The 26444-nt window shown below is 71.7% G+C and carries 26 protein-coding genes and 1 pseudogene; 18 read left to right on the plus strand and 9 right to left on the minus strand.

From position 1 onward, the window contains the following. Window positions 1-228, plus strand: a pseudogene (locus ABZS61_RS24260) (2-oxoacid:ferredoxin oxidoreductase subunit beta); the annotation flags it as partial. A 7-nt stretch (window positions 229-235) separates the two neighbouring features. Here the strand turns inward: ABZS61_RS24260 and ABZS61_RS24265 are convergent. Further along, window positions 236-658: a helix-turn-helix domain-containing protein gene (locus ABZS61_RS24265; protein WP_356424945.1), complete on the minus strand. Its 423-nt coding sequence runs from the start codon at window positions 656-658 to the stop codon at window positions 236-238. A gap of 99 nt (window positions 659-757) precedes the next feature. Between ABZS61_RS24265 and ABZS61_RS24270 the strand changes: the two genes are divergently transcribed. After that, window positions 758-1618 (plus strand): SDR family oxidoreductase, encoded by an 861-nt coding sequence (locus tag ABZS61_RS24270; protein ID WP_356424948.1) that lies wholly within the window; start codon window positions 758-760, stop codon window positions 1616-1618. Window positions 1619-1734: 116 nt separating this feature from the next. Continuing rightward, window positions 1735-2784, plus strand: coding sequence for an EamA family transporter RarD (gene rarD, locus ABZS61_RS24275; protein ID WP_356424951.1), 1050 nt, complete (start codon window positions 1735-1737; stop codon window positions 2782-2784). Between the two features lie 54 nt (window positions 2785-2838). On the opposite strand, the gene ABZS61_RS24280 is transcribed toward rarD, so the two are convergent. Then, complete coding sequence (locus tag ABZS61_RS24280) at window positions 2839-4287, minus strand: MFS transporter (RefSeq protein ID WP_356425484.1); 1449 nt, start codon at window positions 4285-4287, stop codon at window positions 2839-2841. A 164-nt stretch (window positions 4288-4451) separates the two neighbouring features. On the opposite strand from ABZS61_RS24280, the gene ABZS61_RS24285 reads away from it, so the two are divergent. Together ABZS61_RS24285 and ABZS61_RS24290 are read left to right on the plus strand one after the other, a co-directional pair. Continuing rightward, entirely contained in the window at window positions 4452-4910 is a 459-nt protein-coding gene (locus ABZS61_RS24285) for a helix-turn-helix domain-containing protein (protein ID WP_356424954.1), read from the plus strand. Between the two features lie 94 nt (window positions 4911-5004). After that, window positions 5005-5454 carry a hypothetical protein gene (locus ABZS61_RS24290; RefSeq protein WP_356424957.1) on the plus strand — a complete coding sequence of 150 codons (450 nt, stop codon included), beginning with the start codon at window positions 5005-5007 and terminating at the stop codon, window positions 5452-5454. Window positions 5455-5460: 6 nt separating this feature from the next. On the opposite strand, the gene ABZS61_RS24295 is transcribed toward ABZS61_RS24290, so the two are convergent. Both ABZS61_RS24295 and ABZS61_RS24300 read right to left on the minus strand, forming a co-directional pair. Then, a complete protein-coding gene (locus ABZS61_RS24295; RefSeq protein WP_356424960.1) occupies window positions 5461-5847 on the minus strand; it encodes an SRPBCC domain-containing protein in 387 nt (128 codons plus the stop codon). 13 nt (window positions 5848-5860) lie between these two features. After that, on the minus strand, window positions 5861-6490 hold the full coding sequence (locus ABZS61_RS24300; protein ID WP_356424963.1) for an ABATE domain-containing protein: 630 nt from the start codon (window positions 6488-6490) through the stop codon (window positions 5861-5863). Between the two features lie 22 nt (window positions 6491-6512). On the opposite strand from ABZS61_RS24300, the gene ABZS61_RS24305 reads away from it, so the two are divergent. The 3 genes from ABZS61_RS24305 to ABZS61_RS24315 all read left to right on the plus strand — a co-directional run bounded on the left by ABZS61_RS24305 (window position 6513) and on the right by ABZS61_RS24315 (window position 8484). After that, on the plus strand, window positions 6513-6962 hold the full coding sequence (locus ABZS61_RS24305) for a VOC family protein (RefSeq protein WP_356424966.1): 450 nt from the start codon (window positions 6513-6515) through the stop codon (window positions 6960-6962). A 66-nt stretch (window positions 6963-7028) separates the two neighbouring features. Then, window positions 7029-7835 (plus strand): HAD family hydrolase, encoded by an 807-nt coding sequence (locus ABZS61_RS24310; RefSeq protein ID WP_356424969.1) that lies wholly within the window; start codon window positions 7029-7031, stop codon window positions 7833-7835. Between the two features lie 100 nt (window positions 7836-7935). Next, the gene (locus ABZS61_RS24315; RefSeq protein WP_356424972.1) at window positions 7936-8484 is read left to right on the plus strand and encodes an NAD(P)H-dependent oxidoreductase; all 549 of its coding nucleotides are present in this window, start codon (window positions 7936-7938) and stop codon (window positions 8482-8484) included. On the opposite strand, the gene ABZS61_RS24320 is transcribed toward ABZS61_RS24315, so the two are convergent. The 5 genes from ABZS61_RS24320 to ABZS61_RS24340 all read right to left on the minus strand — a co-directional run bounded on the left by ABZS61_RS24320 (window position 8477) and on the right by ABZS61_RS24340 (window position 13829). Then, complete coding sequence (locus tag ABZS61_RS24320) at window positions 8477-9172, minus strand: TetR/AcrR family transcriptional regulator (protein ID WP_356424975.1); 696 nt, start codon at window positions 9170-9172, stop codon at window positions 8477-8479. The genes ABZS61_RS24315 and ABZS61_RS24320 overlap by 8 nt on opposite strands. Window positions 9173-9370: 198 nt before the next feature. Beyond that, on the minus strand, window positions 9371-10258 hold the full coding sequence (locus ABZS61_RS24325; RefSeq protein ID WP_356424978.1) for an ABC transporter permease: 888 nt from the start codon (window positions 10256-10258) through the stop codon (window positions 9371-9373). Then, window positions 10245-11231, minus strand: coding sequence for an ABC transporter ATP-binding protein (locus tag ABZS61_RS24330; protein ID WP_356424981.1), 987 nt, complete (start codon window positions 11229-11231; stop codon window positions 10245-10247). The genes ABZS61_RS24325 and ABZS61_RS24330 overlap by 14 nt, the downstream gene beginning before the upstream one ends. A gap of 102 nt (window positions 11232-11333) precedes the next feature. After that, the gene (locus ABZS61_RS24335; protein ID WP_356424984.1) at window positions 11334-12599 is read right to left on the minus strand and encodes a DUF2092 domain-containing protein; all 1266 of its coding nucleotides are present in this window, start codon (window positions 12597-12599) and stop codon (window positions 11334-11336) included. Window positions 12600-12818: 219 nt separating this feature from the next. Next, entirely contained in the window at window positions 12819-13829 is a 1011-nt protein-coding gene (locus tag ABZS61_RS24340; RefSeq protein ID WP_356424986.1) for a polyprenyl synthetase family protein, read from the minus strand. Between the two features lie 156 nt (window positions 13830-13985). Between ABZS61_RS24340 and ABZS61_RS24345 the strand changes: the two genes are divergently transcribed. From ABZS61_RS24345 to ABZS61_RS24390, 10 genes are all read left to right on the plus strand, one after another. Beyond that, window positions 13986-15485, plus strand: coding sequence for a peptide MFS transporter (locus ABZS61_RS24345; protein WP_356424989.1), 1500 nt, complete (start codon window positions 13986-13988; stop codon window positions 15483-15485). Between the two features lie 9 nt (window positions 15486-15494). Next, window positions 15495-17489 (plus strand): CocE/NonD family hydrolase, encoded by a 1995-nt coding sequence (locus ABZS61_RS24350; RefSeq protein ID WP_356424992.1) that lies wholly within the window; start codon window positions 15495-15497, stop codon window positions 17487-17489. Window positions 17490-17615: 126 nt separating this feature from the next. Next, the gene (gene fahA / locus ABZS61_RS24355; RefSeq protein ID WP_356424996.1) at window positions 17616-18842 is read left to right on the plus strand and encodes a fumarylacetoacetase; all 1227 of its coding nucleotides are present in this window, start codon (window positions 17616-17618) and stop codon (window positions 18840-18842) included. Further along, the gene (locus ABZS61_RS24360) at window positions 18839-19519 is read left to right on the plus strand and encodes a GPP34 family phosphoprotein (RefSeq protein ID WP_356424999.1); all 681 of its coding nucleotides are present in this window, start codon (window positions 18839-18841) and stop codon (window positions 19517-19519) included. Before fahA ends, ABZS61_RS24360 begins: the two co-directional genes overlap by 4 nt. A 152-nt stretch (window positions 19520-19671) precedes the next feature. After that, window positions 19672-20442 (plus strand): GntR family transcriptional regulator, encoded by a 771-nt coding sequence (locus ABZS61_RS24365; protein ID WP_356425002.1) that lies wholly within the window; start codon window positions 19672-19674, stop codon window positions 20440-20442. 34 nt (window positions 20443-20476) lie between these two features. Beyond that, complete coding sequence (locus ABZS61_RS24370) at window positions 20477-20704, plus strand: ferredoxin family protein (protein ID WP_266533934.1); 228 nt, start codon at window positions 20477-20479, stop codon at window positions 20702-20704. A gap of 18 nt (window positions 20705-20722) precedes the next feature. After that, the gene (locus tag ABZS61_RS24375; protein ID WP_356425487.1) at window positions 20723-22093 is read left to right on the plus strand and encodes an ABC transporter substrate-binding protein; all 1371 of its coding nucleotides are present in this window, start codon (window positions 20723-20725) and stop codon (window positions 22091-22093) included. Beyond that, window positions 22090-22953, plus strand: coding sequence for an ABC transporter permease (locus ABZS61_RS24380; RefSeq protein ID WP_356425006.1), 864 nt, complete (start codon window positions 22090-22092; stop codon window positions 22951-22953). Before ABZS61_RS24375 ends, ABZS61_RS24380 begins: the two co-directional genes overlap by 4 nt. After that, window positions 22950-23696 carry an ABC transporter ATP-binding protein gene (locus ABZS61_RS24385; RefSeq protein ID WP_356425009.1) on the plus strand — a complete coding sequence of 249 codons (747 nt, stop codon included), beginning with the start codon at window positions 22950-22952 and terminating at the stop codon, window positions 23694-23696. Before ABZS61_RS24380 ends, ABZS61_RS24385 begins: the two co-directional genes overlap by 4 nt. 5 nt (window positions 23697-23701) lie before the next feature. Continuing rightward, on the plus strand, window positions 23702-26437 hold the full coding sequence (locus ABZS61_RS24390) for a fumarate reductase/succinate dehydrogenase flavoprotein subunit (protein ID WP_356425012.1): 2736 nt from the start codon (window positions 23702-23704) through the stop codon (window positions 26435-26437). Window positions 26438-26444 lie beyond the last annotated feature (7 nt).

A 26444-nucleotide genomic window follows, 5' to 3' on the forward strand; every position in this document is an offset into this window, starting at 1 on the left:
CTCGTCCACGACGCCCACAACCCCAGCCCCACCACCGCGTTCGCCCTCTCCCGCCTCGCCGACGCCGACACCCTCCACCACACCCCCATCGGCGTACTGCGCAGCGTCGAAAGACCCGTCTACGACACCCTCATGTCCGACCAACTCGACACCGCCATCGAACAACACGGCAAGGGAGACCTCAGTACCCTCCTCGCCGGCAACGACACCTGGACCGTGATCGGCTGATCCGCCGTCACTCCTGATCGCCGGGGCCCGGAACCGACTGGTTCCGGGCTTCGTCGTATGCCGCACGCGCCGACTCGACCTCGTCCACCTGCCGCTCGGACCAGCGGGCCAGCGCCCAGACCTGGTCGGCGGCCTCCTTGCCGAGCGGGGTGAGCGAGTAGTCCACGCGGGGCGGGATCACCGGCTTCGCGTCCCGGTGCACGAAACCGTCGCGCTCCAGCGTCTGGAGGGTCTGGGCCAGCATCTTCTCGCTGACGCCCCCGACCTCGCGGCGCAGTTCGCTGAACCGGTAGGAGCGTTCCAGCAGGACGGCCAGCACGAGCACGCCCCACCGGCTGGTGATGTGTTCCAGGACCAGCCGCGAGGGGCAGTTCTGCTGGTTGACGTCCGGGCGCCTGCCGCCCACTTCGTCCAGGATGCTTACCTTCATGCCAGTACCTTACTTCAAAGTGGGTACTTTCCTACAGTTAGTACCGCCCCTATGGTGAGTGTCGTTCCCCACGCATCAGCACCACCAGGAGAGACCCCCATGAGCATCGTCGTCACCGGAGCCACCGGACAACTCGGCCGCCTCGTCATCGAGCAGCTGCTCACCACGGTCCCGGCGGACCGGATCGCCGCCGTCGTCCGCAGCAAGGAGAAGGCCGCCCCCCTCGCCGCCCGCGGCATCGAGATCCGGATCGCCGACTACGACCGGCCCGAGACCCTCGCCGACGCCTTCCGGGCCGGCGACCGGGTACTGCTGGTCTCCGGCAGCGAGATCGGCCGGCGGGTGGCGCAGCACACCGCCGTGATCGCCGCCGCCAGGGCGGCGGGCGTCGCGCAGCTCGCGTACACCGGTGTGCTGGGCGGCCCGGACGCGGACTTCCAGCTGGCTGCCGAGCACAAGGTGACGGAGCAGCTGATCCTCGACTCGGAACTCCCGTACACCTTCCTGCGCAACGGCTGGTACACCGAGAACTACACGGCGAACCTCGGGCCCGTCCTGGAGCACGGGGCCGTCGTCGCCAATGCGGGTGACGGCCGCATCGCCTCCGCCTCGCGCGACGACCTCGCCGCCGCCGCGGCGGCCGTACTGACCGGCGAGGGCCACCTCGGTGCCGCGTACGAGCTGGGCGGCGACGTCGCCTGGTCCCTGGCCGAGTACGCCGCCGTGGTCGCCGCCGCGACCGGCAAGGAGATCACGTACACGAACGTGCCCGCCGCCACGCACCGGGAGATCCTCGTGGGTGCCGGGCTGCCCGAGGGCCTCGCGGCGATCCTCGTCGACGTCGACGAGGCGATCGGGCGCGGACTCCTCGCCGGTACCAGCGGTGACCTGGCCCGTCTGATCGGCCGGCCGACGACTCCGCTCGCCGTGACGGTGGCGGCCGCGGTCTCCGCCGGGTGACGGCCGACGGTAGCCGTGTCACGAGCGTTTCCGTGAGACGGCTATGACACAGGGCCTTTCCGGCGCTACCGTCGTGCAGTCGGCCGCTCGCCGACGCAGGAGCGCCGGGAGGGCCCGTGGAGGGGAAGAACGAACAGCGGGCAGGCCTGCTGTACGGAATCGGCGCGTACGGGATGTGGGGCCTCGTGCCCCTGTTCTGGCCGCTGTTGCAGCCGTCCGGAGCGATGGAGATCCTCGCCCACCGGATGGTCTGGTCGCTGGGTGTCGTGGGCATCGCGCTGCTCGCCCTGCGCCGGTGGGCCTGGATCGGCGCACTGCTCAGGCAGCCCGCGAAGGTCGGCCTCATAGCGATTGCCGCGACGGTCATCTCCGTCAACTGGGGCATCTACATCTGGTCCGTCAACAACGGCCACGTCGTCGAGGCGTCGCTCGGCTACTTCATCAATCCGCTGGTCACGATCGCCATGGGTGTCCTGCTGCTCGGTGAGCGGCTGCGGCCCGTGCAGTGGACCGCGGTGGCGACCGGTTTCGCCGCGGTGCTGGTCCTGGCGATCGGCTACGGGCAGCCGCCCTGGGTCTCGCTGGCCCTGGCCTTCTCCTTCGCGACGTACGGCCTGGTGAAGAAGAAGGTCAACATGGGCGGCCTGGAATCGCTGGCCGCCGAGACCGCTGTGCTGTTCGTGCCCGCGCTCTCGTTCCTCCTGTGGCTCGCCGCGCGGGGCGACACGACGTTCCTGGCCGGAGGCGCGGGACACGGGGCCCTCCTCGCCGCGACGGGCCTCGTGACGGCGATCCCGCTCGTCTGCTTCGGTGCGGCGGCGATCCGGGTGCCGCTGTCCGTGCTCGGTCTGCTGCAGTACCTGGCGCCGGTCTTCCAGTTCGGGCTCGGCATCCTGTACTTCCACGAGGCGATGCCGCCCGAGCGGTGGGCCGGATTCGCTCTGGTCTGGGTGGCGCTCATGCTGCTGACCTGGGACGCGCTGCGGACGGCACGACGGACACGGGCCGAGGCGCTGCGCCTGGCCGTCCTGGCCGCGGAGGCCGGGGCGCCGGTGGGCACGAGTGCCGCTCCGGCCCCGGACGCGGTGCCCGGCACGACGCCGGGGACATCTGCCGCCGGTACGGATTCGGGTGCGGCGGCCGCGGAACGGGCACCGGCCTCCTGACCGGGTGGGCCAGGTGGATCCGGTACCCGCGCCGCTCCGCCGCGCCGGGCCGGGTCAGGCCCCGACTTCTTCGGTGGCCCTCGGCTCCCCTGCGAACTCCGGTGCGGCGGCTCCGTCCGCAGGGCCGGCCTTCCGCCTCCCCGCACGCAGGCCGTACGCCGTGATCAGCGCGCCCAGCACCACCATCACCACCGGCACCACCAGTGCCGCACGGAAGGCCGTCAGCGTGGCGGCGGCCGATCCGTCCGTTCCGGCCGAGACGGCGCCGTACACCGCGGTCACGGCCGAGATGCCGACCGCCGAGCCGAACTGCGTCGAGGTGTGCAGCAGTCCTCCCGCCAGCCCCTGCTCGGCGTCGGGCACGCCGTCGGTCGCGGCGATCGACAATGGACCGTACGCCAGCGCGAAGGCGGTTCCGGTGAGGATCAGGGTCGGGAACATCGCGAGGTACGTCCAGTCGAGCCCGATCGGCAGGAACAGCCCGTACGAGGCGATGGCGAGCACGAAACCGCCCAGGATCACCCGTGCGTTGCCGAAGCGGTCGACCAGGCGCGGGGTCAGGGTCGGGGCCAGGACCGCGTCGACACCCATCACCACGAGGGCCAGCGCGGTCTGCAGCGAGGACCAGCCGCGCAGCTCCTGGAGGTACAGGGTCACCACGAACTGGAAGCCGAAGAAGGAGCCCACGAAGAGGAGCGCCCCGAGGTCGGCGCGGATCATGGACGCCCTGCGCAGCATCGCGAGCCTGACGAGCGGGGCGGACGCCCGTCGTTCGATCAGGACGAAGAGCCCGGCCAGGAGCAGTCCGGCCGCGAAGACACCGGCCGGCAGCGCCCAGCCCTCGGCCGCGTGCTCCAGGCGCACGATCGCGAAGGCCAGGAGCAGCATCGCGCCCGCCGCCGCCGCGGCCCCCGGCAGGTCGAAGCCGCCGGTGCGCTCGGGCCTGGGCTCGACGGGGACCGTACGGACGGCCGCGAGCAGGATTCCCGCGGCGAGCAGCACGGGCGCGAAGAACACCCAGCGCCAGCCGAGCTGGGTGAGGAGACCGCCGATGACCAGTCCGAGCGAGAAGCCGCCGGCCGCTGTGCCGGCGAAGACCAGCAGGGCCTTGTTGCGCTGCGGCCCCTCCTCGTACGACGTGGTGATCAGCGACATGGCCGCGGGGGTCATGAAGGCGGCGGCGACGCCGGTGACGAAGCGGGCCACGATCAGCATCCAGCCTTCGGTGGCCAGGCCCCCGAGTCCGGAGAAGAGCAGGAACACGGTGAGCCAGACGAGGAACATCCGGCGTCTGCCGAGCAGGTCGGCCGCGCGGCCACCGAGGAGGGTGAAGCCGGCGTAGCCGAGGACGTAGGCGCTCATCACCCATGCCGCGGTGCCTGTCGACAGGTCCAGATCGGCCCTGATGGACGGGACGGCCACGGCGAGCATGGCGACGTCGATGCCCTCCAGGAAGATCGTGCCGCACAGGACGAGCAGCAGGGCCCAGGCGCGGGCGGACAGTGCGGGTGCGGTGCGTGCGGCGACAGACACAGGAATCCCCTTGTCGTGGTCCGGAGTACTGCGAAGCCCCGAGGGCGTGGAGCGGCACGGGACAGGTGCGGTTACGAACAGGAGGGTCGGTTCCCTCTTGTAACCACGAGAATCGTGCGCCACCATGAGGCTTCATGGAAGAAGGCACTTCGAAGTCACCGAGGCACCCTGAAGGCACCGTGACCACGCTCCCGCCGGAGCCGCATACGGCGGCAGGCGATCCCGACCCCTTCCAGTGGGACACCCGCGAGGGCTGCGAGGTGCGGCAGATCCTGGACCGGGTCGCCGACAAGTGGTCCCTGCTGGTGATCGCACTGCTCGACCGCCGCAAGCTCCGCTTCACCCAGCTGAAGCGGGAGATCGACGGCATCAGCCAGCGGATGCTGACCGTCACCCTGCGCCAGCTGGAGCGCGACGGACTCATCGAGCGGACGGTCCACCCGGTGGTACCGCCCAAGGTGGAGTACGAGCTCACACCTCTCGGCGGCACGCTGCACACCACGATCCGCACCCTGGTGACCTGGACCGAGGAGCACCAGGACGAGATCGCGGCAGCCCGAGCGGGCTACGACGCACGCGTCGCCCTGGAGTAACGCCAGGAGTCCTCCGTCCCGATCATGGCGTCGGACCGGGTGGGTGTGGCATGCATGGTGGACGGCACACGCAAAGGCTGATTGAGTGCCCGGGATGGGGACGATTCTGGGGGACATGAGGCACGTTCAGTGGCATGAGCTGCGCCATGCGGGCGGCTCCGCCTCCCAAGTCCCCGGCATGCTGTCGCGGATCGCCTGGGGCGACAGCGAGTCCGCCGAGGACGCGCTGAGCGACCTGGGTCAGTGGATCGGCGCTCTGGCCGTCTTCGACTCGACGGTCGCCACGGTGCCGTTCCTGTGGGAGCTCGCCGCGACGCAGTCGGTGAAGGACCGCGTCGGTGTGCTCGGACTGCTGCAGACGATCCTCGCCCACGGGCACACGCACCACCCGGAGTGGACGAGGGACGCCCACCTGGCCGTCCTGGCGGGCCGGACGACGGCCCTGCGGCTCACCGGCGACGGAGATCCAGCGGTCCGCGAGTCCGCCCAGGAGCTGCTGACCGCGCTCGACCGGCACGTCTGCAGGACCTGCCCGCCCGAGTAGGACCGGTCAGCCGAGCGCGGTCGCGACCCGGTCCATCACGTGCTGCCAGTGGGCGCGCCGCTCCTCGCGTTCCTCCGCGCTCGCCAGACGCTCCTCGTGGAAGCGGAGTACCGCCTTGTCCTGCGGGCTGGGCGACACCGTGACCTGGACCGTCGTGGAACCATGGGTCAGCCGGATGCGGTTGCCCGGGTGGTAGCTGCGGATCTCACCCTCGACCCCGCCGGCCGTGCGGTACGGGGCACCCTTCTCGGTGGGCAGCGGTGACGCGGAGCCGAGCCACAGGGCCACGCCCTCGTCGCCGGCGATGAACTCCCAGACGGCCGAAGCGGTCCTGGGCAGGGTCCTGGAAACGCCGATCTCCCACCCGGCGTCCTGTGTGAGTCCGGTCGGCATCATGCCTCTCCCTTCACTCCCCGGCGTCGCCGGGTTCCGTCTGACGGGCGCGGTGCGCCCGTACCTTGTGGCGGTTTCCGCAGCGGCCCATCGCGCACCAGCGCCGCCTTCCGGGGCGGGAGGTGTCGACGAAGTGCAGGGCGCACCCGTGGGCCTCGCACTCCCGGATCCGGGAGGCGTACGGCCCCGTGAACAGCTCCACGGCGTCCCGGGCGACCGTCGACAGGAGTGCCGTGCCGGTTGCCCCCGGGGCCCACTCCCGGCTGCCGCCGGCCGTCATCAGGGCCGCCAGCGGGGGCTCGGCGGCGGCCGCGTTCACCACGTCCGTGTCGGCCGGTGCGAGGGCCAGGCCCTTCGCGCGGGCCTGGGTCATCCGCCAGAGCGCCCCGCGCAGTCCATGGGCGCGGGCCAGTTCCGCCTCGCCGACCAGGAGCACCAGGCCGCCGGGCAGCCGGCTCTCACCGGCCCACCGGACCAGGTCGGCGGGCTCGTGCAGCGTTTCGTAGTGCCAGGGCACGCCACCCGGATCACTGGTGAGCAGCAGCTCCAGGCACAGGGCGCCCGGATCGAACCGGTACGAACGGCCCTGCCGCGTACGGAGGATCAGCCCCGGTTCCGGCGTGCCTGTTGCCGACGCAGTCATGTAACCACTATAAACGGTTTCCATGACCCTGCACTGGAAAGTCGTCATCGATGCCCAGGACCCACATGCCCAGGCCGACTTCTGGGCCGAGACGCTGGGGTACGCGGTGGAGGACCACAGCGCCCTGATCGAGGAACTGCTCGGTTTCGGGTCGGTGGACGAGTCCCTCACGACCGAGTCGCACGGGCGCCGGGCCTGGCGCGACCTCGCCGCCGTGCGGCACCCCGACGAACCCTTCGAGGAGAAGAGCGGCATGGGCCTCGGGCGCCGGCTGCTCTTCCAGCGCGTTCCGGAGCCGAAGACGGTGAAGAACCGCCTCCACCTGGACGTGCACACGCCCCCGGGACAGCGCGAGGCGGAGGTGGAACGGCTGGTGGGGCTGGGCGCGGGCGTGCTGCGCACCGTCGACGAACCCTCCGGGTCCTGGCAGGTGCTCGTCGACCCGGAAGGCAACGAATTCTGCGTCCAGTGAGGGAGCTGACCGTCCGCGCAGGTCAGCGGGGTACGGCCGGAAGCCGATCTCCCTAGGCTGACCCCCATGCTGACGCCACCCGCCTACACCCTTGTCGCCACGGATCTGGACGGCACCCTCCTGCGCCCCGACGACACCGTGAGCCCTCGCTCCCGGGCCGCCCTCGCCCGCGCCGCATCCGCCGGTGCGCGGCATCTGATCGTCACGGGCCGCCCGGTGCCGGGCATACGCGGCCTGCTCGCGGACCTGGGCTACGAAGGCCTCGTGGTCTGCGGGCAGGGCACACAGGTGTACGACGCCGGGTCGGCCCGCATGCTGAGCTCGGTGACGCTCGACCGGGAGCTCGCCGACACCGCACTCGGCAAGATCGAGGCGGAGGTCGGACCGGTCTTCGCCGCGGTGGACCAGGACGGCACCGAAGGCCGGACCCTGATCGAGCCGGGCTACCGCATGCCCCACCCCTCGCTCCCCGCACAGCGGGCGCAGCGCCGCGGCGAGCTGTGGGCTGCACCGATCATCAAGGTCCTGGTGCGTCACGCGGAGCTGACGGACGACGAGCTGGCCGCGGCCGCCCGTGGGGTCGTGGGGAATCTGGCGACCGTCACGATGGCGGGGCCGGGCACGGTGGAGCTGGCTCCGTACGGCGTGGACAAGGGCACGGGGCTCGCGCTGGCGGCCGAGGCGCTGGGCTGTGACACCGCCGGCGCGGTGGCGTTCGGCGACATGCCCAACGACCTGCCGATGTTCCGTCGTTCGGGCCACCGCGTGGCGATGGCCAACGCCCACGCCGAGCTGAAGGCGGCGGCGGACGAGGTGACCCTGTCGAACCAGGACGACGGCGTCGCGGCCGTCCTGGAGCGGTTGTTCGGCTGAGCTTCCCTTCGAGCTTCCCTTCGGATGAGCGCCGATTGCATGCGCATGCATATAATGCAGACGCAGGTAACAGTCGCACGCAGTCGACCGGGGGTCCATCATGGCCACGCGCAGCTTCCTCTTCCTGCTCGGCAGCAGCCGCGCCGGCGGCAACACCGAGACGCTCGCCCGGCTCGCCGCCGAGCAGCTCCCGGCCGACGCCGAACAGCGCTGGCTGCACCTGCGGGACCTGCCGCTGCCGGATTTCGAGGACCTGCGGCACGCGGACGGCGAGCACCTGCCCCCGACCGGGCACGCCGCGACCCTGCTGGAGGCCACGCTCGCCGCCACCGACGTGGTCATCGCCTCACCGCTGTACTGGTACTCGGTCTCCACCTCCACCAAGCGCTACCTGGACCACTGGTCGGGCTGGCTGAGGCTGCCCGACGCCGACTTCGAGCAGCGGATGGCCGGCAAGACCCTGTGGGGGATCACGGCACTCGCGGACGCGGATCCGGCCGTCGCCGAGCCGCTGACGGGGACGCTGAGGATCTCCGGTCGGTACCTGGGGATGCGGTGGGGCGGGGTGCTGCTGGGCAACGGCAGCGGGCCCGGTGACGTCCTGTCCGACACCGCGGCGCTGACCCGGGCCAAGACCTTCTTCAGCTGACGCGATCCGGACCGGGCCCCTCGGCTTCCGGACCCTCGGGGCCGGGACCGCCCGGCACCACCCCCTCCGCGCCGCCGCCTGCCGCACCGGCCTGTCCCGCCGCACTCCCGGCGCCCAGCGACCGCAGGACGTGGGCCACCAGTGCGGCGACCGTCGCGTCGTCCTGTGGCGGCTTGCGCAGCACATGGCGGTAGTAGACGGGGCCGTAGAGCATTTCCACGGCCAGCGGCAGATCGGCGTCGGCCGGAACCTGCCCCTGTTCCTGGGCGCTGCGCAGCCGCCCCACGGCCCGCTCGAAACGCGGGTCGACCAGCTGCTCCCTGACCGCCACCGCGAGGGCGTCGTCATGGTGCATCTCGGAGAGGATCCCGGCGTAGGCGGGGCCGTACGGCGGCGAGGACAGCAGCTTCACCGCGCTGTTGATGTGGGTCCGGAGATCGGCCGCGATGTCACCGGTGTCGACGAACGGCGTCGCACCGACGAGCGCCTCGGTGAAGGCTTCGAGGAGCACCGCGCTCTTCGACGGCCACCAGCGGTAGATCGTCTTCTTGCTCACCCCGGCGCGGGCGGCGATGGCCTCGACGGTGACCCGCCCGTACCCCTTCTCCGTGCACAGCTCCAGAGCCGCGTCCAGAGTCGCCCGTCGTGATCGCTCACTGCGGCGCAGGGAACTCGGCGATGTGATCATTCGGTGAGCATAGGGGGATTCGGTCCACTGCTTGTTGACAGCCCGTCGCCAGAAGTCGAACAATGACCTGGAAGAAACGGAACGTACCGTGTCGCGACGTTCCGTGCTTCTCACCGTTCGTGCCGTTTGCGCCGCGACGAGCCGATCGGGGGACGGCTCGACCGGCCGACGGCGCGGACGGTCCCCGGTGAGCCGCCTTCAGACAGTGATGTCCTTCGTGGTGAATCGCGCCCAGGCCGCCGACCCGAACACCGCCGCGTACGCCCCCTGCAGCCCGAGGTTCCTGGCCATCTCGTCCCAGTAGACGGGGTCGCGCAGCAGGTCCGTGAAGGACATCCAGTAGTGCGGGAACAGATACGGGTGGATCCCGTCCAGCTGCGGCATCGCATCCAGGATCTGAACGGTGATCAGCACCCCCACGGTGGCCGCCATCGCCGCGATCCCGCTGTTGGTGAGCGTCGAGACGAACAGGCCGAGTGCCGCGAACCCCGTCAGTGACACCGCCACCGCCACCGCGATCAGGCCGGCCCGCACGAGTCCTTCGCCGAAGCCGATCCGGGTCCCCGAGATCGTCGTGACCTCGCCGACGGGGAAGAGCAGCGCACCCACCGCGAGTGCTGATGCCGCCACGACCAGCGTCGCGACCAGGCAGAACGCCAGCACCGACGCGTACTTCGCGAGCAGCAGCCGGGTCCGGCCCGCCGGGGCGACCAGAAGGTAACGCAGGGTGCCGCCGCTCGCCTCACCCGCGACGGAGTCGCCGGCGACGACCCCGACCGCCATCGGGAGGAAGACGGGGAGCGTCGCGGACAGGGCCGCGAAGACCAGGAAGAGGCCGTTGTTGGTGACCTGGGCGAGGAACGCGGGCCCGCCGCCCCCGCCGCCGGGGCCCGACGAGGAGCCGTCGCTCGTCTCGATCCTGACGGCGATCCCGATGAGCACGGGTACGGCCGCCAGCACACCGAGCAGGGCCAGGGTGCGCCGGCGGCGCAGTGCGATGCCGAGTTCGGAGCGGAGGATCCCCAGCGTCCACAGCGGGCGCGGTGCGCGGGGCGCGGCCGCCGTGGTGAGTTCAGCCTGCGACATCGAATCCCTCTCCGGTGAGTGCGACGAAGGCGTCTTCGAGGGAGGCCCGTTCGACGCCGAAGGACCGTACACGGACTCCGCCGCGCACCAGGGCGGCGTTGAGGTCCGCCAGTTCGACCTCGCCCGGCGGCACGTCCGCGGTGACCCGGTCGCCGTCGCTCAGGAGACCTCCCACCCCGTGCTCCCGGAGGATGCGGGCGGCGGCGCCCGGGTCGGGAGTGGTGACGGAGAGCCGGCCGCGGGCGCCCGCCGCGAGGTCGGCGACAGGGCCCTGCGTGAGGAGCCGCCCGCGGGCCATCACCGCGGCATGCGTACAGACCTGTTCGATCTCGTCGAGCAGGTGGGAGGAGAGGAAGACGGTGGTGCCCTCGGCCGCGAGCTCGCGGATCAGGGAGCGGATCTCCCGCATGCCCTGCGGATCGAGACCGTTGGTCGGCTCGTCCAGGACGAGCAGTCTGCGGGGCTGGAGCAGCGCGGCGGCGAGCCCGAGGCGCTGCTTCATGCCGAGCGAGTACGCCTTGGCCTTCTTGCCGGCCGCGGCGCCGAGGCCGACCCGGTCCAGGGCACTGTCGACGCGGGCGCGGCGGGTGCGCGGATCGGCCGACGGGTCGACGGAGTCGTACCGCCGGAGGTTGTCACGGCCGCTCAGGAACCCGTACGGCGCGGGCCCTTCGATCAGGGCGCCGACCTGCGGCAGCACGGTGCGGGAGGCGGCGGGCATGGGTCTGCCGAGGACGTGTGCGGTGCCCGACGTCGGGTCGATGAGGCCCATGAGCATCCGGATGGTGGTGGTCTTGCCCGAGCCGTTGGGACCGAGGAAGCCGAAGACGCTGCCGCCGGGGACGCTGAGGTCGAGACCGTCCACGGCGAGCTGGCCACCGCGGTAGCGCTTGGTGAGGCCGCGGGTCTCGATCACCGGGGCCGGCCCCGGTCCGGCACCCGCCTCCACCGTCCCGGCCGCTGTGTCGGTCATGCGCACTCCCGGTCCTTCCCGCTCGCCGCCGTGGGGCTGCCGTCCGTGAACGGGCCGCCCCGCCGTACGGAGCGTACGGCGGGGCGGCGCGCAGGGCGTGTACTACTTGGCGGTGTTGGCCACCTTCACCAGCGCGTCCTTGGTGACCGCGCCGACGTAGACCTTGCCGTCGTCCGTCACCAGGGCGTTGACCAGGCGCGTCTTGAAGACCGTGCCCGAGCCGAAGTCGCCGGTGACCTTGTCGCCGAGGGCGTCCAGGAACTGCATGGCACCCTCCGGTACGTCACCGGATCCGGAGCCTTCCGTGGGAAGTCCCGCGAGGCCCTTGCCGCCGGGGGTGTCGATCACGGCGACGGCGTTCCAGCCCTCGCCGATGACGTTGAGGCCCTTGAAGCCCTCCAGCTCCGCAAGGTCCTCCGGAACCTTGTCCGCCTTGGCGTTCTTCTCCGCCTCGGCCTGCAGCTCGTCGGCCTCGGTCACCTTCGCGCCCTTGGGCGGGGTGAAGGAGAAGGAGGACGCGTCGGGCTTGCTGAAGTCGACCTTCGTGAAGCCGGCGTCGATCGCGGCCTTGCCGCCACTGCTGGGCGACAGGGTGAACTTCAGCGGTACGCCGTTCTCGGCGTCCACCGCGATCCGGATGGAGCCGATCGTCGAACCGGACTGCTTGGGCTTGATCAGCAGCTGGTACGCGTCGCGCCCCGCCACCTGCGCCGTGCCGTCGACCGTGACCGACGTGGTGTCACCCACGGCGGCGAGTGCTTCCTCGGCCAGCTCCTTCGGCGTGGCCGGGACGCCGGCGGGTGCCTTGTGCTCCTTGGCCTTCCCGCCCGCGCGGTCGCCCTGCCCGTCCTGCGCGTGGTACGCCTCGTCGGACTCGCTGTCGTACGCCCAGACGTCGTCCCCGTTGTGGACGATGCTGTACTCGGAGGCCTCGCCGAGGATCGACAGGCGCTGCTTGTCGGGGCCGTCGGCCGCCACCCGCAGCGTGTGCGTCCCGGAGGCGAGCTCCATCAGCTTCGCTTCCGGCGCGGCGCTCGAGGTGCTCTCGCCCCCCTTGTCCGTACCGGTCGCGCCCTGGGCGAAGGATTCCGCGAGTCCGCCGAAGGACGGGATGCCGAGGTCGGTGCTGACCTTCACCGTGCCGGAGAGCTGCTCCTCGTCCGATGCGGCGATCTTCTCGATGAGTTCCTGCGCGGTGATCTTCGGCAGCTCCGGGTCCCCGGAGCTCGCGAGCGCCGGGACGAGTCCGATCGTCGCTGCGGCCACCCCCGCCACTGCGACGGGAACGATGTAGCGTGCGGCCTTCCTGCGGCCCACGACAGTGCCCGTGGCCTCGCCGTTGGTCTCTGCGCTGTCGTTCGGTGCCATGTGTGCCCTACCTCCGTGGTCGGCGGCTTCCGTCCGGTTGCACTCTGTCCACTCCCTGCCGCCATTCTCACCCGATGTGGTCAGGAGTGGTTGTTCTCCATCTGACCAAATCGGGCGCCGGCATGCGTCAGCCCGCGGGAGCAACTGCGCCTACCCCTCCGGTATGACACCGAGGGGTCCTGGGTCCGCCATCCAGTAGGGGTCGGGCCGGGTCCGGCGTCAGCCCGCGCGGTGCACCACGGCGTCGCAGAGCTCTTCGAGCGCGGCCTTCGCGTAGCACTCGGGCAGCGGAGCCAGGGTCGCCCGCGCCTCCTGTGCGTAGCGGACGGTGTCCCGCCGCGCCTGCTCCAGCGCGGGGTGGGCGCGCAGCCTGCCCAGTGCCTCCGCGAGCCGGTCGTCGTCGCCGAGGTCGCCGTCAAGGAGCGCGACGAGCTCCACGTCGTCCGGCTTGCCGTCGGCCGCCGCCTGCGCGCGCAGATGGAGCACCGGGAGGGTGGGGATGCCTTCGCGCAGGTCCGTGCCGGGCGTCTTGCCCGACTCGTGGGAGTCGGAGGCGATGTCGAGTACGTCGTCGGCGAGCTGGAAGGCGATGCCGAGCCGCTCACCGTACTGGGTGAGGATGTCCACGACCGATTCGTCCGCGCCGGCCATCATGGCGCCGAACCGTCCGGAGACGGCGACCAGTGAGCCGGTCTTGCCGCCGAGCACGTCCATGTAGTGGTCGACCGGGTCACGGCCGTCGCGCGGGCCCGCGGTCTCCAGGATCTGGCCGGTGACCAGCCGTTCGAACGCCTCCGCCTGGATGCGTACGGCCTCGGGTCCGAGGTCGGCCAGGATGTGCGAGGCGCGGGCGAAGAGGAAGTCGCCCGTCAGGACGGCGACGGAGTTGCCCCAGCGGGTGTTCGCGCTGTCCACCCCGCGGCGTACGTCCGCCTCGTCCATCACGTCGTCGTGGTACAGCGTCGCCAGGTGCGTCAGTTCGACGACCACGGCCGAGGGAACGACCCCCGGCGCGTCCGGGTCACCGAACTGGGACGCCAGCATCACCAGCAGCGGACGGAACCGCTTGCCCCCCGCGCTCACGAGGTGCTGCGCGGCCTCCGTGATGAACGGGACCTCGCTCTTGGTGGCATCCAGCAGCCCCGCCTCGACAGCGGCCAAACCGGTCTGGACATCGGCCTCAAGAGCCTGGTCCCGCACGCGCAGTCCGAACGGCCCGACGACGGTCACGAGGGGATCTCCTGTCTGCTGACGATCACACGGAATGTCGATGTGTCGCTGTCCTCACTCAACTCAGCGTATCCGGTCGCCTTTGGATCAACGTGGGCGCCTTCCCGCCATCGCCGGTATGTTCGGGATCAGGTCATACGATCAGGAGTTGCCGCTTTGTCCCACACCGCGACCGACGTCGAGCCGGCCCAGCCGCCGCCCGGGGACGACCACGCCTTCTTCGGCCATCCGCGGGGTCTGATGACCCTGTCCGGGCTGGAGGTCTGGGAGCGGTTCTCGTTCCTCGGGATGCAGGCCATCCTGGTCCTCTTCTTCGCCGACACGGTCGCGAACGGCGGCATGGGCATGAACCCGGGCACCGCCGCCTCGGTGTCCGCCGCCTACGGCACGCTGGTCTATCTGGTGTCCGTCGCGGGCGGCTGGCTGGCCGACCGGATCCTCGGTTCGTACCGCGCCGTCCTGTACGGCGGCATCCTCATCGCGTGCGGCCACTACGCGATGGCCGTGCCGACCGCCACGATGACGTGGGTGGGCCTCGGCCTGATCAGCGCGGGAACGGGCCTGCTCAAGCCGAACGTGGCCTCCATGGTCGGCAAGCTCTACGCCACCGAGGACCAGCGCCGCGACGCCGGGTTCGCCCTGTACTACATGGCCATCAACATCGGCGCCTTCGCCGGTCCGCTGGTCACCGGCTGGCTCGGCGAGCACGCGAGCTGGCACTGGGGCTTCTCGGCCGCCGCGTTCGGCATGACGCTCGGCCTCATCCAGTACGTGCTGGGCCGGCGTCATCTGGCCGGGCGGAAGCGCGCGGCGGAGTACGCCCTGGCGCCCGGTCCCATGCGCCGCGCGGTGCTGACGATCGCGGCCGGAGTCGTCGTGGTCGCCCTGGTGGCGACGGCCCTCGCGCTGTCCGGGTGGCTGACCATGGACCGCTTCGTCGACGTGCTCACCCTGGTGTCGGTGATCACGCCCGTCGTGTACTTCGTGGTGATGTTCCGGAGCCCCCGGGTGACCCCGGAGGAACGCGGCAGGCTGCGGCCGTACGTGGTGCTCTTCCTGGCGTCCGTCGTCTTCAACTTCATCCTCTTCCAGGCGTACTCGACGATGATGCTGCTCGCCTCGACCAACGCCCGTACGGAAATCTTCGGCTTCCACTTCCCGGCGAGCTGGTACGCCTCCGCGCTGGGCGCCTTCGAGGTCGCCCTGGCGCCCGTCGTGGCGGCGGTCTGGGCCCGGATGGGTCCGCGCCAGCCGCACGCCTCGAACAAGATCGCTTTCGGGGTGATCCTCGGCGGTCTGTCGTTCCTCCTGATGGTCCTGCCGACTTCCGGGCACGCCGACGACACCTACCGGATGGCCGCCTGGTGGATCGTCGGCTCCTACCTGCTCCTCGGACTCGGCGACGTCCTGCTGGAGACCTCCGGCATGTCGGCCACCACGAAGCTCGCCCCGAAGGCGTACGCCAGCCAGACGATGGCGTTGTGGTTCCTGTCCCTGGCCCTCGCCAACGGCATCCAGGCACAGATCGTGAAGCTGTACGGCGAGGTCTCCAACCCCGCCTACTTCGGTGTCAATGGCGCAATCGCGGTGGCGGCCGGTGTGGCCGTCCTCGCCGCCGCTCCCTGGCTCAAGCGCACCATGCACCCCGTCCACTGAGGGACCGCCATGCAGATCCGCACCGAATTCCCGTACGAGACGACCCACGAGGACCTCTACATCCCGCTGTCGGACGGCACCCAGCTGTACGCGCGGATCTGGCGGCCGGTCACCGACGAACCGGTGCCCGCGCTGCTGGAGTACCTGCCCTACCGGCTGAGCGACTGGACGGCCCCGCGCGACTGGCAGCGCCACCCCTGGTACGCGGGCCACGGCTACGCCTCCGTACGGGTCGATGTGCGCGGGCACGGCAACAGCGAGGGCATGCCGGGCGACGAGTACGACGCGACGGAGCTCGCCGACGGGGTGGCCGTCGTGCACTGGCTCGCCCAGCAGGAGTGGTGCTCGGGCCGGGTGGGCATGTTCGGCATCTCCTGGGGCGGCTTCAACTCCCTCCAGATCGCCGCCCTGGCGCCGGAGCCCCTGAAGGCGGTCGTCACCGTCTGCTCGGCGGACGACCGCTACGACAACGACGTGCACTACATGGGCGGCTCCGTCCTCGCCGTCGACATGCACGCCTGGGCCGCCACCATGCTGGCCTTCGTCTCCCGTCCGCCCGACCCGGCGGACGTCGGCGACGACTGGAGGGACATGTGGCTGAAGCGGCTCGAGGCCGTCGATCCGTTCATCCACACGTGGCTGGCGCACCAGACCCGTGACGACTACTGGAAGCACGGCAGCGTCTGCGAGGACTACGGCGCCGTCAAGGCCCACGTCCTCGCGGTCGGCGGCTGGCACGACCCGTACCGCGACACCGTCCTGCGGCTCGTCGAGCATCTGGACCCGGCGAAGGTGCGCGGGCTGATCGGCCCCTGGTCGCACCAGTACCCGGACCGGGGGCTGCCTCCGGGGCCCGCGATCGGCTTCCTGCAGGAGACCCTGCGCTGGTGGGACCAGCACCTCAAGGACAAGGACACCGGGGTGATGAACGAGCCCCTGCTGAGGTCCTGGATCAGCGGTTCACACCCTCCCGCGACGGTCTACGAGACGCTTCCCGGCCGCTGGGTCGGCGACGCGGACTGGCCGTCGGAGAACGTCGCGCCGGTGGCGTACGCCCTCCAGGGCGGCCCGCAGACCGTCCGCTCGCCGCAGCAGACCGGGCTGGACGCGGGCCGCTTCTTCCCCTTCGGCAACGACGCCGACCTGCCGCCCGACCAGCGCGGCGAGGACGCCAGGTCGGTGTGCTTCGAGTTCCCCGTCCAGGAGGCTCCCATCGAGATCCTCGGCCGGCCCCGGGTGAAGCTCCGCATCCGGATGGACGTGCCGCGCGGCCAGGCGATCGCCCGGCTCTGCGATGTGGCCCCGGACGGCGCCTCGACCCTGGTCACCCGGGGCGTGCTGAACCTGGCGGCACGCCACGGGCGCGACCGGTCGGAGGACTGGCCCGTCGGGGAGACCGAGGACGTGACCTTCGAGCTGAACGGCATCGGGCACACGTTCCCGCCCGGCCACCGGATCAGGCTCGCCGTCTCGTCCTCGTACTGGCCGTGGATCTGGCCTCAGGCCGGCTCGGACGGCTTCACGCTCGACGCGGACGGCAGCCTCGTCGAACTCCCGGTGCGCAGGCACACCGAGGACCCGGCGATCAGCTTCGGCGAACCGGAGCAGGCGGAGCCGCTCGGTGTCGTCTTTCCGGTCACGCTCGACGAGGAGCGCCCGGAGCGTCTGGTGGTCCGTGACGTGGCCAAGGGCGAATGGCGCCTCGAGGTCGACCCGCGCTACGGCGGTACGCGTGTCTACCCGGACGGGCTGGAGTTCACCGAGGACGCGGTCGAGACGTACACGATCCGCGAGGACGACCCGCTCTCGGCCGCCGCCCGTTCGGACTGGAAGATCCGGCTGCACCGGCCGGAGATGTCCTGGGACGTGAGGATCGAGTCGCGTTCGGAGACGAGCGCGGACGACGACGACTTCATCACGTCCAACGAGGTGGTGTGCAGGGACGGCGACGAGATCGTCTTCCACCGGACCTGGGAGAAGAGGATCCCGCGCACGGCGGGATGAAGGCGACGGCCATACAGGAGTACGACGGAACTTTCCGGGCATTACGCATAGTTGAGACACTGCCGCCGGGTGCCACCGCCGACGTAACGTGTCCCCCAAGCGACCTGGAAAGCGAGGCAGCAACAGATGCCCGAGAGCAGCCCGCTCGATCTGGCCGAGGGCGACCCCTTCGGTCCGCACAACCTTCCGTACGGAGTGTTCTCCACCCCCGAACACCCGGACGACCGCAGGGTCGGCGTCCGCATCGGCGCCCATGTGCTGGACGCCGGGGCAGCCGCGCACGCGCTCGGCTCCCCGTACGCCCAGCTGCTCGCCAGGCCCAGCCTGATGCCGCTCCTCGCGGCAGGCCGCACCGCCTGGCGGGACGTGCGCCGCGCGCTCACCGCCTGGGTCACGGTCCCGGCGCACCGCCCGGACATAGAGCCCCTGCTCCACCCGGTGGACACGGTGACGATGCACCTGCCGTACGAGGTCGCGGACTACGTCGACTTCTACGCCAGCGAGCACCACGCCACCAACGTCGGGCGGATCTTCCGGCCCGACGGTGCAGCCCTCACCCCCAACTGGAAGCACCTGCCGATCGGTTACCACGGGCGGGCCGGCACGGTCGTCGTCTCCGGTACCGAGGTGGTGCGTCCCTCCGGTCAGCGCAAGGCGCCCACCGACCCGGCCCCCGTCTTCGGCCCTTCGGTGAAGCTGGACATCGAGGCCGAGGTCGGTTTCGTCGTCGGCGTCCCCTCGCAGCAGGGCGCCCCGGTCGCGCTCGCCGACTTCCGCGAGCACGTGTTCGGTCTCTGCCTGCTCAACGACTGGTCGGCGCGGGACATCCAGGCCTGGGAGTACGTGCCGCTCGGCCCGTTCCTCGGCAAGTCCTTCGCCACCTCCGTATCGGCGTGGGTGACCCCGCTGGAGGCCCTGGACGCGGCCCGGACCGCTCCGCCCGCCCGGGACTTCGAGCTGCTCCCCTATCTGGACGACGCGGACGACGAGGAGCCCGGCGGCTTCGACATCCGGATCTCGGTCGGGATCAACGGACATCCGGTCTCCGAGCCGCCGTTCTCCTCCATGTACTGGACGGCGGCGCAGCAGCTGGCCCAGATGACGGTGAACGGCGCCTCGCTGCGCACGGGTGACCTGTACGGCTCCGGAACCGTCAGCGGTGCCGAGCCCGGCGAGCGCGGCTCCCTGCTCGAACTCACCTGGAACGGCCGCGACCCGCTGGACCTGCCCGAGGGCAAGCGGACGTTCCTGGAGGACGGCGACACGGTCACCCTGACCGCGTGGGCCCCCGGGCCGCACGGCACGCGTGTCGGCCTCGGCGAGGTCACCGGCCGGATCGTGCCCGCCGCGTGAACGACCGGCCGACGCTCCCCGAGGAACTGCTGCTGCTCGCGCTGGACCCCGTGCGCGGCAAGCCGCTGTGCCGGGGCAGGTCCCTGGAGTACGGCCTGGCCGGGGCCGTCCTGGCCGAGCTGGAGCTCCAGGGGCGGATCACCGAGGAGCGCGGCCGGGTGCATGTGGCGAATCCGCTGGACCCGCCGGACCCGCTGCTCGCGGTGTTCCTGCGCAGCCTGCCGGCGCCGGCCAAGAGCCGGTTCGGCGGGGGCGTGCCGGCCAGGGGCTGGGTCCGGCATGCCGGGCGGCAGGCCGAGGGCCTCTATCTCGACGCGCTGGTGCAGCGCGGCATCCTGCGCAGGGAGACCCGCCGCTTCCTCGGCCTGCTGCCCTACCACCGCCACCTCCCCGGCCCCGGAGGCCTGTCGGCGCACATACGGGAACACTTCGCGGCGGCCTGCGGGGCGGGCTTCCCCGACCGCCGCGACAGGCTGCTGGCGGCTCTCGCCGCGGCGGTCGAGCTGCCGTCGGCGGTCAGGCAGGGCGACCGGCGGACCCGTTCGGCCGTGCGGGCGCTGGCCCGCGAGGAGTGGCCGGCCCTGGCGGTGCACCGCAACGTGCGTCAGGACAAAGCCGGCCGGAACGGCGGCGGAGGCATCAGCGGGGGTGGAGGCGGGGGCGGGGGCGGCGACTGACGCCCCGGGTGTCCGAGTAGTGGTCGTCCCGGGTGGCAGATCTTCGTCTCCCTGGAGGAAAACCACAGGTCACGGCCTTGCGTCCCGTGGCTCGAAGTGGCGCAACACTGCGGCAACACCATCGCGGGGACCCCGTCGGTATGGTCCAGCGCATGCCAGCCGATCGTATCCGTGAGCACACCGTGCCCGTCGCCGCCGCCCGCCGGCGCCGGCTGCGCGCGGACCATGCCCGGCTGCTGGCCGACCTGCTGCGCCACCAGGTGCGCACAGGCGGCTTTCCCGGCGGCGTACTGCCGTTCGAGGACACCATCGGGGCCGACTACCGCGTCTCCCGCAACACCGTCCGCCAGGCGCTGGACCTGCTGCGCGCGGAAGGGCTGGTGGAACGCCAGCCCGGCGTCGGCACCGTCGTCGTCAGCGAGAAGTACTCGCACGGCCTGGACCGGCTCCAAGGTCTGGCCGAGACCCTGCACGAGCACGGCCGGGTCACCAACGAGGTCCGCACCGTCGGCCCCGTGCCCGCCCCCGGACCCGTCGCGCGGCGGCTCGGGATCGCCGAGCACACCGACGTCCTCTACATCGAGCGGCGCCGGCTGCTGAACGGCCTGCCGCTGTCCCTCGACCTCACGTACATCCCGATGGACATCGGCGCCGGGCTGCTGGGCTGCGACCTGGAGAACACCGATGTCTTCCGGCTGCTGGAATCCCTGACGGGCCAGGCGCTCGGCACGGCCGAGATCACCCTGGAGGCCGTCAACGCCGACGCGCACTCCGCCGCCGTCCTGGAGACCCCGCACGGCGCCGCCGTCCTGATGCTGGAACGCCTCACCCATCTCTGTGACGGGCGGCCCGTGGACCTGGAGTTCATCCGGTTCCGCGGTGACCGCATCACCATGAGCGGCCTGCTGCACAGGTCCGACTGAGACCCCTTCCTCCCCTTCTTTCCTGGAGACCGCCATGCCTCTGGCGCCCCAGCGGGCCGACGTGCCCGTGACCATCGACGAGTCGAAGTGCATCGACGGCTGCACCCTCTGCGTCGACATGTGTCCTCTCGACTCCCTGGCCATCAACCCGGACAGCGGCAAGGCGTTCATGCACGTCGACGAGTGCTGGTACTGCGGCCCGTGCGCGGCCCGGTGTCCCACCGACGCCGTCACGGTCAACATGCCCTACCTCCTCCGGTGAAAGGCCCCTCCTCCCATGCTGCGACGCACGGTAATCCGCGCCGGCGCCCTGCTCACCGCCGCCACTCTCGTCCCGCTCACCGCGGGCTGCGGCGGCGAAGCGAGCGCGGGTGACAGCGACACGGTCACGGTGACCGTCGGCTATCAGTCCAGGACCATCAACACCGTCACCGCGGGCACCCTCCTGCGCTCGCTCGGCTACTTCGAGGACGAGCTGCGGGCCCGCGGAGAACGGGACGGCGTCACGTACAGGGTGAAGTGGCAGGACTACGCGACCGGCGCGCCGATCACCGCGCAGATGACCGCGGGAAAGATCGACATCGGCTCGATGGGTGACTTCCCGCTGCTGATCAACGCGGCCCGCGGCAAGCAGCTGAACCGCCCCACCAAGCTCGTCTCGGTCACCGGGTACAACCTGCGCGGCGGCCTCAACACCGTGGTGACCGCCCCCGGTTCGGACCTCGACTCGCTGGAGGACCTGCGCGGCAAGAAGGTCTCCACGAGTGTCGGGTCGGCCGCCGACGGAACGCTCGTACGCGCCCTCCAGCAGGCAGGAATCGATCCGGAGAAGGACATCCGCAAGCTCAACCAGCAGCCTGCTGTGGGCGCTTCGGCGCTCCAGGCCGGCAGCGCGGACGCCCTCTCGCAGTTCGTGGCCTGGCCCGGGCTGCTGGCCTTCCAGGGCCGGGCGAAGGCCCTCTACGACGGGGCGGAGCTCAATCTCCCGACCTTCCACGGGGTCACCGTCCGTGAGGAGTTCGCGAAGAAGCGGCCCGCCGTGCTGGAGGACTTCCTGCGGGCGCAGGGCCGGGCGACCGACTATCTGCACGACCACCCGGTGGCGTCGTCCGAGTCGGTCGCGAAGGCCACCGGACTGCCGGCCGAGGTCGTGCACCTCTACAACGGCTCCCAAGGCATCGCGACGTTCGACACCACCGTGAAACCGGCGCTGGTCGCGGCGCTCGAGAAGGACGTCCCCGTCCTGCGCTCGGCGAAGCTGGTCGGCGATGTGGACGTGGACGCCTTCGTCGACGAGCAGTACGTGAAGCGGGTGTACGGCTCCGCCTACGCGAAGGCGCGGGCGGCCGGTCCGCCCGCCGCACGCGGCGGTGAGGTCTGGCTGAAGGGCAAGGACACCACGTCGGCGTTCGCCACCCCCGTCGAGGTCCTGCGGTTCGCCGCCGCGCACCCGGGGCAGGTCCGCGCCGCGTACGTCCCCGACGCGACGACCGGGACACTGTGGTTCGCGGACCGGGCGGTCTGGGTGTCCCAGGGCGACGCCTTGCGGCCGTACGTCACCGGATCCGCGGCCCGCGCCGACGTCGCCGCGCACCCCGGCGCACGGATCGTCCCGTACGCCACCGCGCTCGACCGGGCCAGCGCCTCATGAGCGGCCGGTGGTCGATCGTGCTGCGGGCCCTGTCGCTGGTGGCCGCCCTGGGCATCTGGCAACTGCTGACCGCCTTCGACATCAACCTGTGGCTGCGCTTCGAGCAGTTCCCGACGGTGATCGATGTGGCGCGCGCCTTCGGCGGCCGGCTCGGCAGCGACGCGTACTGGCAGGACCTCACCGACAGCCTGACCCGGATCATCACCGGCTTCGCCCTGGCCGCCGTCCTGGGCATCACGGTCGGCACGGCCGTCGCCCGCTCCCGGCTGGCCTCCGATCTGCTGGGCCCGGTCCTCGAAGTGATCCGCCCGGTCCCGGCCATCGCGCTGGTGCCGGTGGCGATCCTGCTCTTCCCCAGCAACGAGCAGGGAATCGTCTTCATCACGTGCACCGCCGCGTTCTTCCCGGTCATGGTCTCCACCCGGCACGCGGTGCGCGCCCTCACACCGGTGTGGGAGGAGACCGTCCTGACGATGGGCGGCGGCCGGTGGCGGATCCTCGGCTCCGTCGTCCTGCCCGGCGCGCTCCCCGGCATCCTGGGCGGGCTCTCCGTCGGCATCGGGGTGTCGTGGATCTGTGTGATCTCCGCCGAGATGATCTCCGGCGAGTACGGGGTGGGGTACCGCACCTGGCAGGACTACACGGTCGTCGACTACCCGGGCGTCTTCGTCGGCATGGCCACGATCGGCCTGCTCGGCTGGATCACCTCGACGGCGGTGGAACTGCTGGGCCGCCGGCTCACACGGTGGCTGCCGCGTACGGAGAACCGTCCCCCGTCCCCCGTACGGCACCGGCCCCGGGCCGTACCCCCGCCGGCTGCCGTGCCGGCCCCCCTGGCGAAGGAGCGGGTGCACCCGTGACCACCACCACGTCCCCGGGCGTCCGGCTCACCTTGCGCGGCGCCGTGCTCGGCCGGGTGGGAGCACCCGTCCTGGAGCACATCGACCTCGATGTCGTACCCGGTGAGATCCTCGCCGTCGTCGGCCCGTCCGGCTGCGGCAAGTCCACCCTCCTGCGCACCCTCGCCGGGCTGCTGCCCGCGCTCGGCGGCGAGGTCACCCAGGACGGCGAGGCGATCACCGCACCGCACGCCGAGCGTGCCCTCGTCTTCCAGGACGACGCGCTGCTGCCGTGGCGCACGGTGCGTGCCAATGTCGAACTGCCCCTCGCCATCCGGGGCGTGGGCCGCGCCGAGCGCAGGCGGCGGGCCGAGTCCTGGCTCGCCCGGGTCGGCCTGGACGGCCACGGGGCGAAGCTTCCGCACCGCATCTCGGGCGGCCAGCGTCAGCGTGTGCAGCTGGCCCGCGCGCTGGCGGCCGACCCGCGCGCGGTCCTGATGGACGAGCCCTTCGGCGCGCTCGACGCCCAGACCAGGGCAGGAATGCAGCAGCTGCTCGTCGACGTCCTGCACGGCACGGGCGCCACGGTCGTCTTCGTCACGCACGACGTGGACGAGGCGCTGTTCCTCGGCGACCGGGTGGCGCTGCTGCCCACCGGGCGCGTCCTGGACGTACCGCGTCCGCGCGAGCGCGCCGCGCATTCCGACCCGGCGACCGTCGCGCTGCGCCGCGAGGTCCTCGAATCGCTCACTCCCACCCACTGAAAGGCATGACCGTGCAGATCCCCGCCCTCGCCGACGCCGAGGAACTCTCCTGCGACGTACTGGTCGTCGGGGGCGGCACGGCCGGCACCATGGCGGCCCTCACCGCCGCGGAGCACGGCGCGTCCGTCGTGCTGCTGGAGAAGGCGCACGTCCGGCACTCGGGCGCCCTCGCCATGGGCATGGACGGCGTCAACAACGCCGTGATCCCGGGCCGGGCCGAACCCGACGACTACGTGGCCGAGATCACCCGTGCCAACGACGGCATCGTCGACCAGTCCACCGTCCGCCGGACCGCGGAGCTCGGCTTCCCGATGGTGCAGCGGCTGGAGTCGTACGGGGTGAAGTTCGAGAAGGACGAGCACGGGGAGTACGCCGTCCGCCAGGTGCACCGCTCCGGTGCGTACGTGCTGCCGATGCCCGAGGGCAAGGACGTCAAGAAGGTCCTGTACCGGCAGTTGCGGCGCCGCGAGATGCGGGAGCGGATCCGGATCGAGAACCGGGTGATGCCGGTCCGGATCCTCACCGGTGACGACGGCCGGGCGATCGGGGCGGCGGGCTTCAACACCCGTACGGGAGCGTTCGTCACGGTCCGCGCCGGCGCCGTCGTCCTGGCCACCGGGCCGTGCGGACGGCTCGGACTGCCGGCGTCCGGCTACCTCTACGGGACGTACGAGAACCCGACCAACGCCGGGGACGGCTATGCCATGGCGTACCACGCGGGCGCCGAGCTGACCGGGATCGAGTGCTTCCAGATCAACCCGCTGATCAAGGACTACAACGGTCCGGCCTGCGCCTACGTCGCCAATCCGTTCGGCGGCTACCAGGTGAACCGGCACGGCGAACGCTTCGTCGACTCCGACTACTGGTCGGGGCAGATGATGGCCGAGTTCGCGGCGGAGGTCGCCTCCGACCGGGGGCCGGTGTACCTGAAGCTGAGCCACCTCCCCGAGGAGTCCGTCAGCGCGCTGGAGGGCATCCTGCACACCACGGAACGGCCCACTCGCGGCACGTTCCACGCGAACCGGGGCCACGACTACCGCACCCACGACATCGAGATGCACATCTCCGAGATCGGCCTGTGCGGCGGCCATTCGGCCTCCGGCGTCCGGGTCGACGACCACGCCCGCACGACGGTGCCGCGCCTGTACGCCGCCGGGGACCTGGCCTGCGTCCCGCACAACTACATGATCGGCGCGTTCGTCTTCGGTGACCTCGCCGGCGCCGATGCCTCGCAGTTCACGGCGTACGAGGGCGAACTGCCCGCCGAGCAGCTGCGCGAGGCGCACGAACTGATCTACCGGCCGCTGCACAACCCCGAGGGGCCGCCGCAGCCGCAGGTCGAGTACAAGCTGCGCCGCTTCGTGAACGACTACGTGGCCCCGCCCAAGTCGGGAGCGCGGCTCTCGCTCGCGCTGGAGGCGTTCGAGCGGATGCGGACCGACATCGCGGAGATGGGCGCGACGACCCCGCACGAGCTGATGCGGTGCGCCGAGGTGAGCTTCATCCGGGACTGCGCGGAGATGGCGGCGCGCTCCTCCCTGGCCCGCACGGAGTCCCGCTGGGGCCTGTACCACGAGCGTACGGACCATCCCGAGCGGGACGACGCGGACTGGTTCCACCACCTGGACCTGCGCAAGTCCGCTTCGGGCGCGATGGAGTTCACGGCCCGGCCGGTGGCTCCCTACCTCGTGCCCGTGGAGGGCTTCGCCCCGGTGGGCGGGGCCTCGCGCGAGATCGGCGAAGTGGCGGCGGAGCAGGTGGCCACGGCGGGCCGGCGGGACGTGGCCCCGTCGTCCGGCGCCCGGTCCGATGGGGCCGCTGCGGCCTCCGCCGCTGTCCCGGCGCCTTCCGGCCCGTCCCCCCGGATCCTGGAACTCCTCGCGCTCGCCGACGACCAGCCGGACCTGCCGGTACTCGCCCCGTACCTGGCCGACGCGGACCCGGCGGTCCGGCGGGCGGCCGTGGCCGCCCTCACCGAGTCGACGCCGAAGGGCGCCGGTCCGGCGCTGGCCGGGACGCTCGCCGACCCGGCACCGTCGGTGCGGGCGGCGGCCGCCGCCTCCCTGCGGGAGCTGGTCGAGGTGCTGCCTGCCGAACCGGCCCTGCGCGCACCGCTGGTGACGGCACTCGGCTCGGACGACCCCGTCGTACGGGCCACCGCGCTGGACACCCTGCGGGCGCTGCGGCTGGGGGACGCGGACCTGTACGCGCGCACGCTCGGCGACCCGGTCATCGACGTGCGGCTGCACACCGTCCGGGCTCTCGTCTCGGTGGACGCGGTGGAGGTCCTGGCGTCGGCCGCGGCAGATCCGTCGCGCGAGGTCCGGGTGGCCGTGGCGAAGGGGCTGGCCGCCACGCACTCCCCCGCCCCGGAGCCGCTCACCCCGCTGCTGGAGGACGGGGACGCGCTGGTCCGCGCCGCCGCCCTGTCCGCGCTGGCGGCGACGGGGTGCCCTGCGCCGTACGCCGCGAGGGCGACCGAGGCCCTGGTGGATCCTGCCTGGCAGGTCCGCGCGGGAGCGGCGACGGCGCTCTCCTCGGCGGACCCGGATGCCGCGGTCACCCCGCTGGCCGGGGCCCTGGGCGACCCGAACGCCGACGTGCGGAAGGCGGCGGTGCTGGCGCTGCTCCACCACACGGCCCACGACGCGGCCCGGGAGGCCCTGGCCGGAGTCCTCACCGACCCGGACGCGGACGTGCGCGCCTACGCGGCGAGGGGTGCGGTGGTCAATGACGCGTGAGTCGTGC

Origin of the sequence: Streptomyces sp. NPDC005566, assembly GCF_040605575.1 — a bacterium.
Classification (GTDB): Bacteria; Actinomycetota; Actinomycetes; order Streptomycetales; family Streptomycetaceae; genus Streptomyces.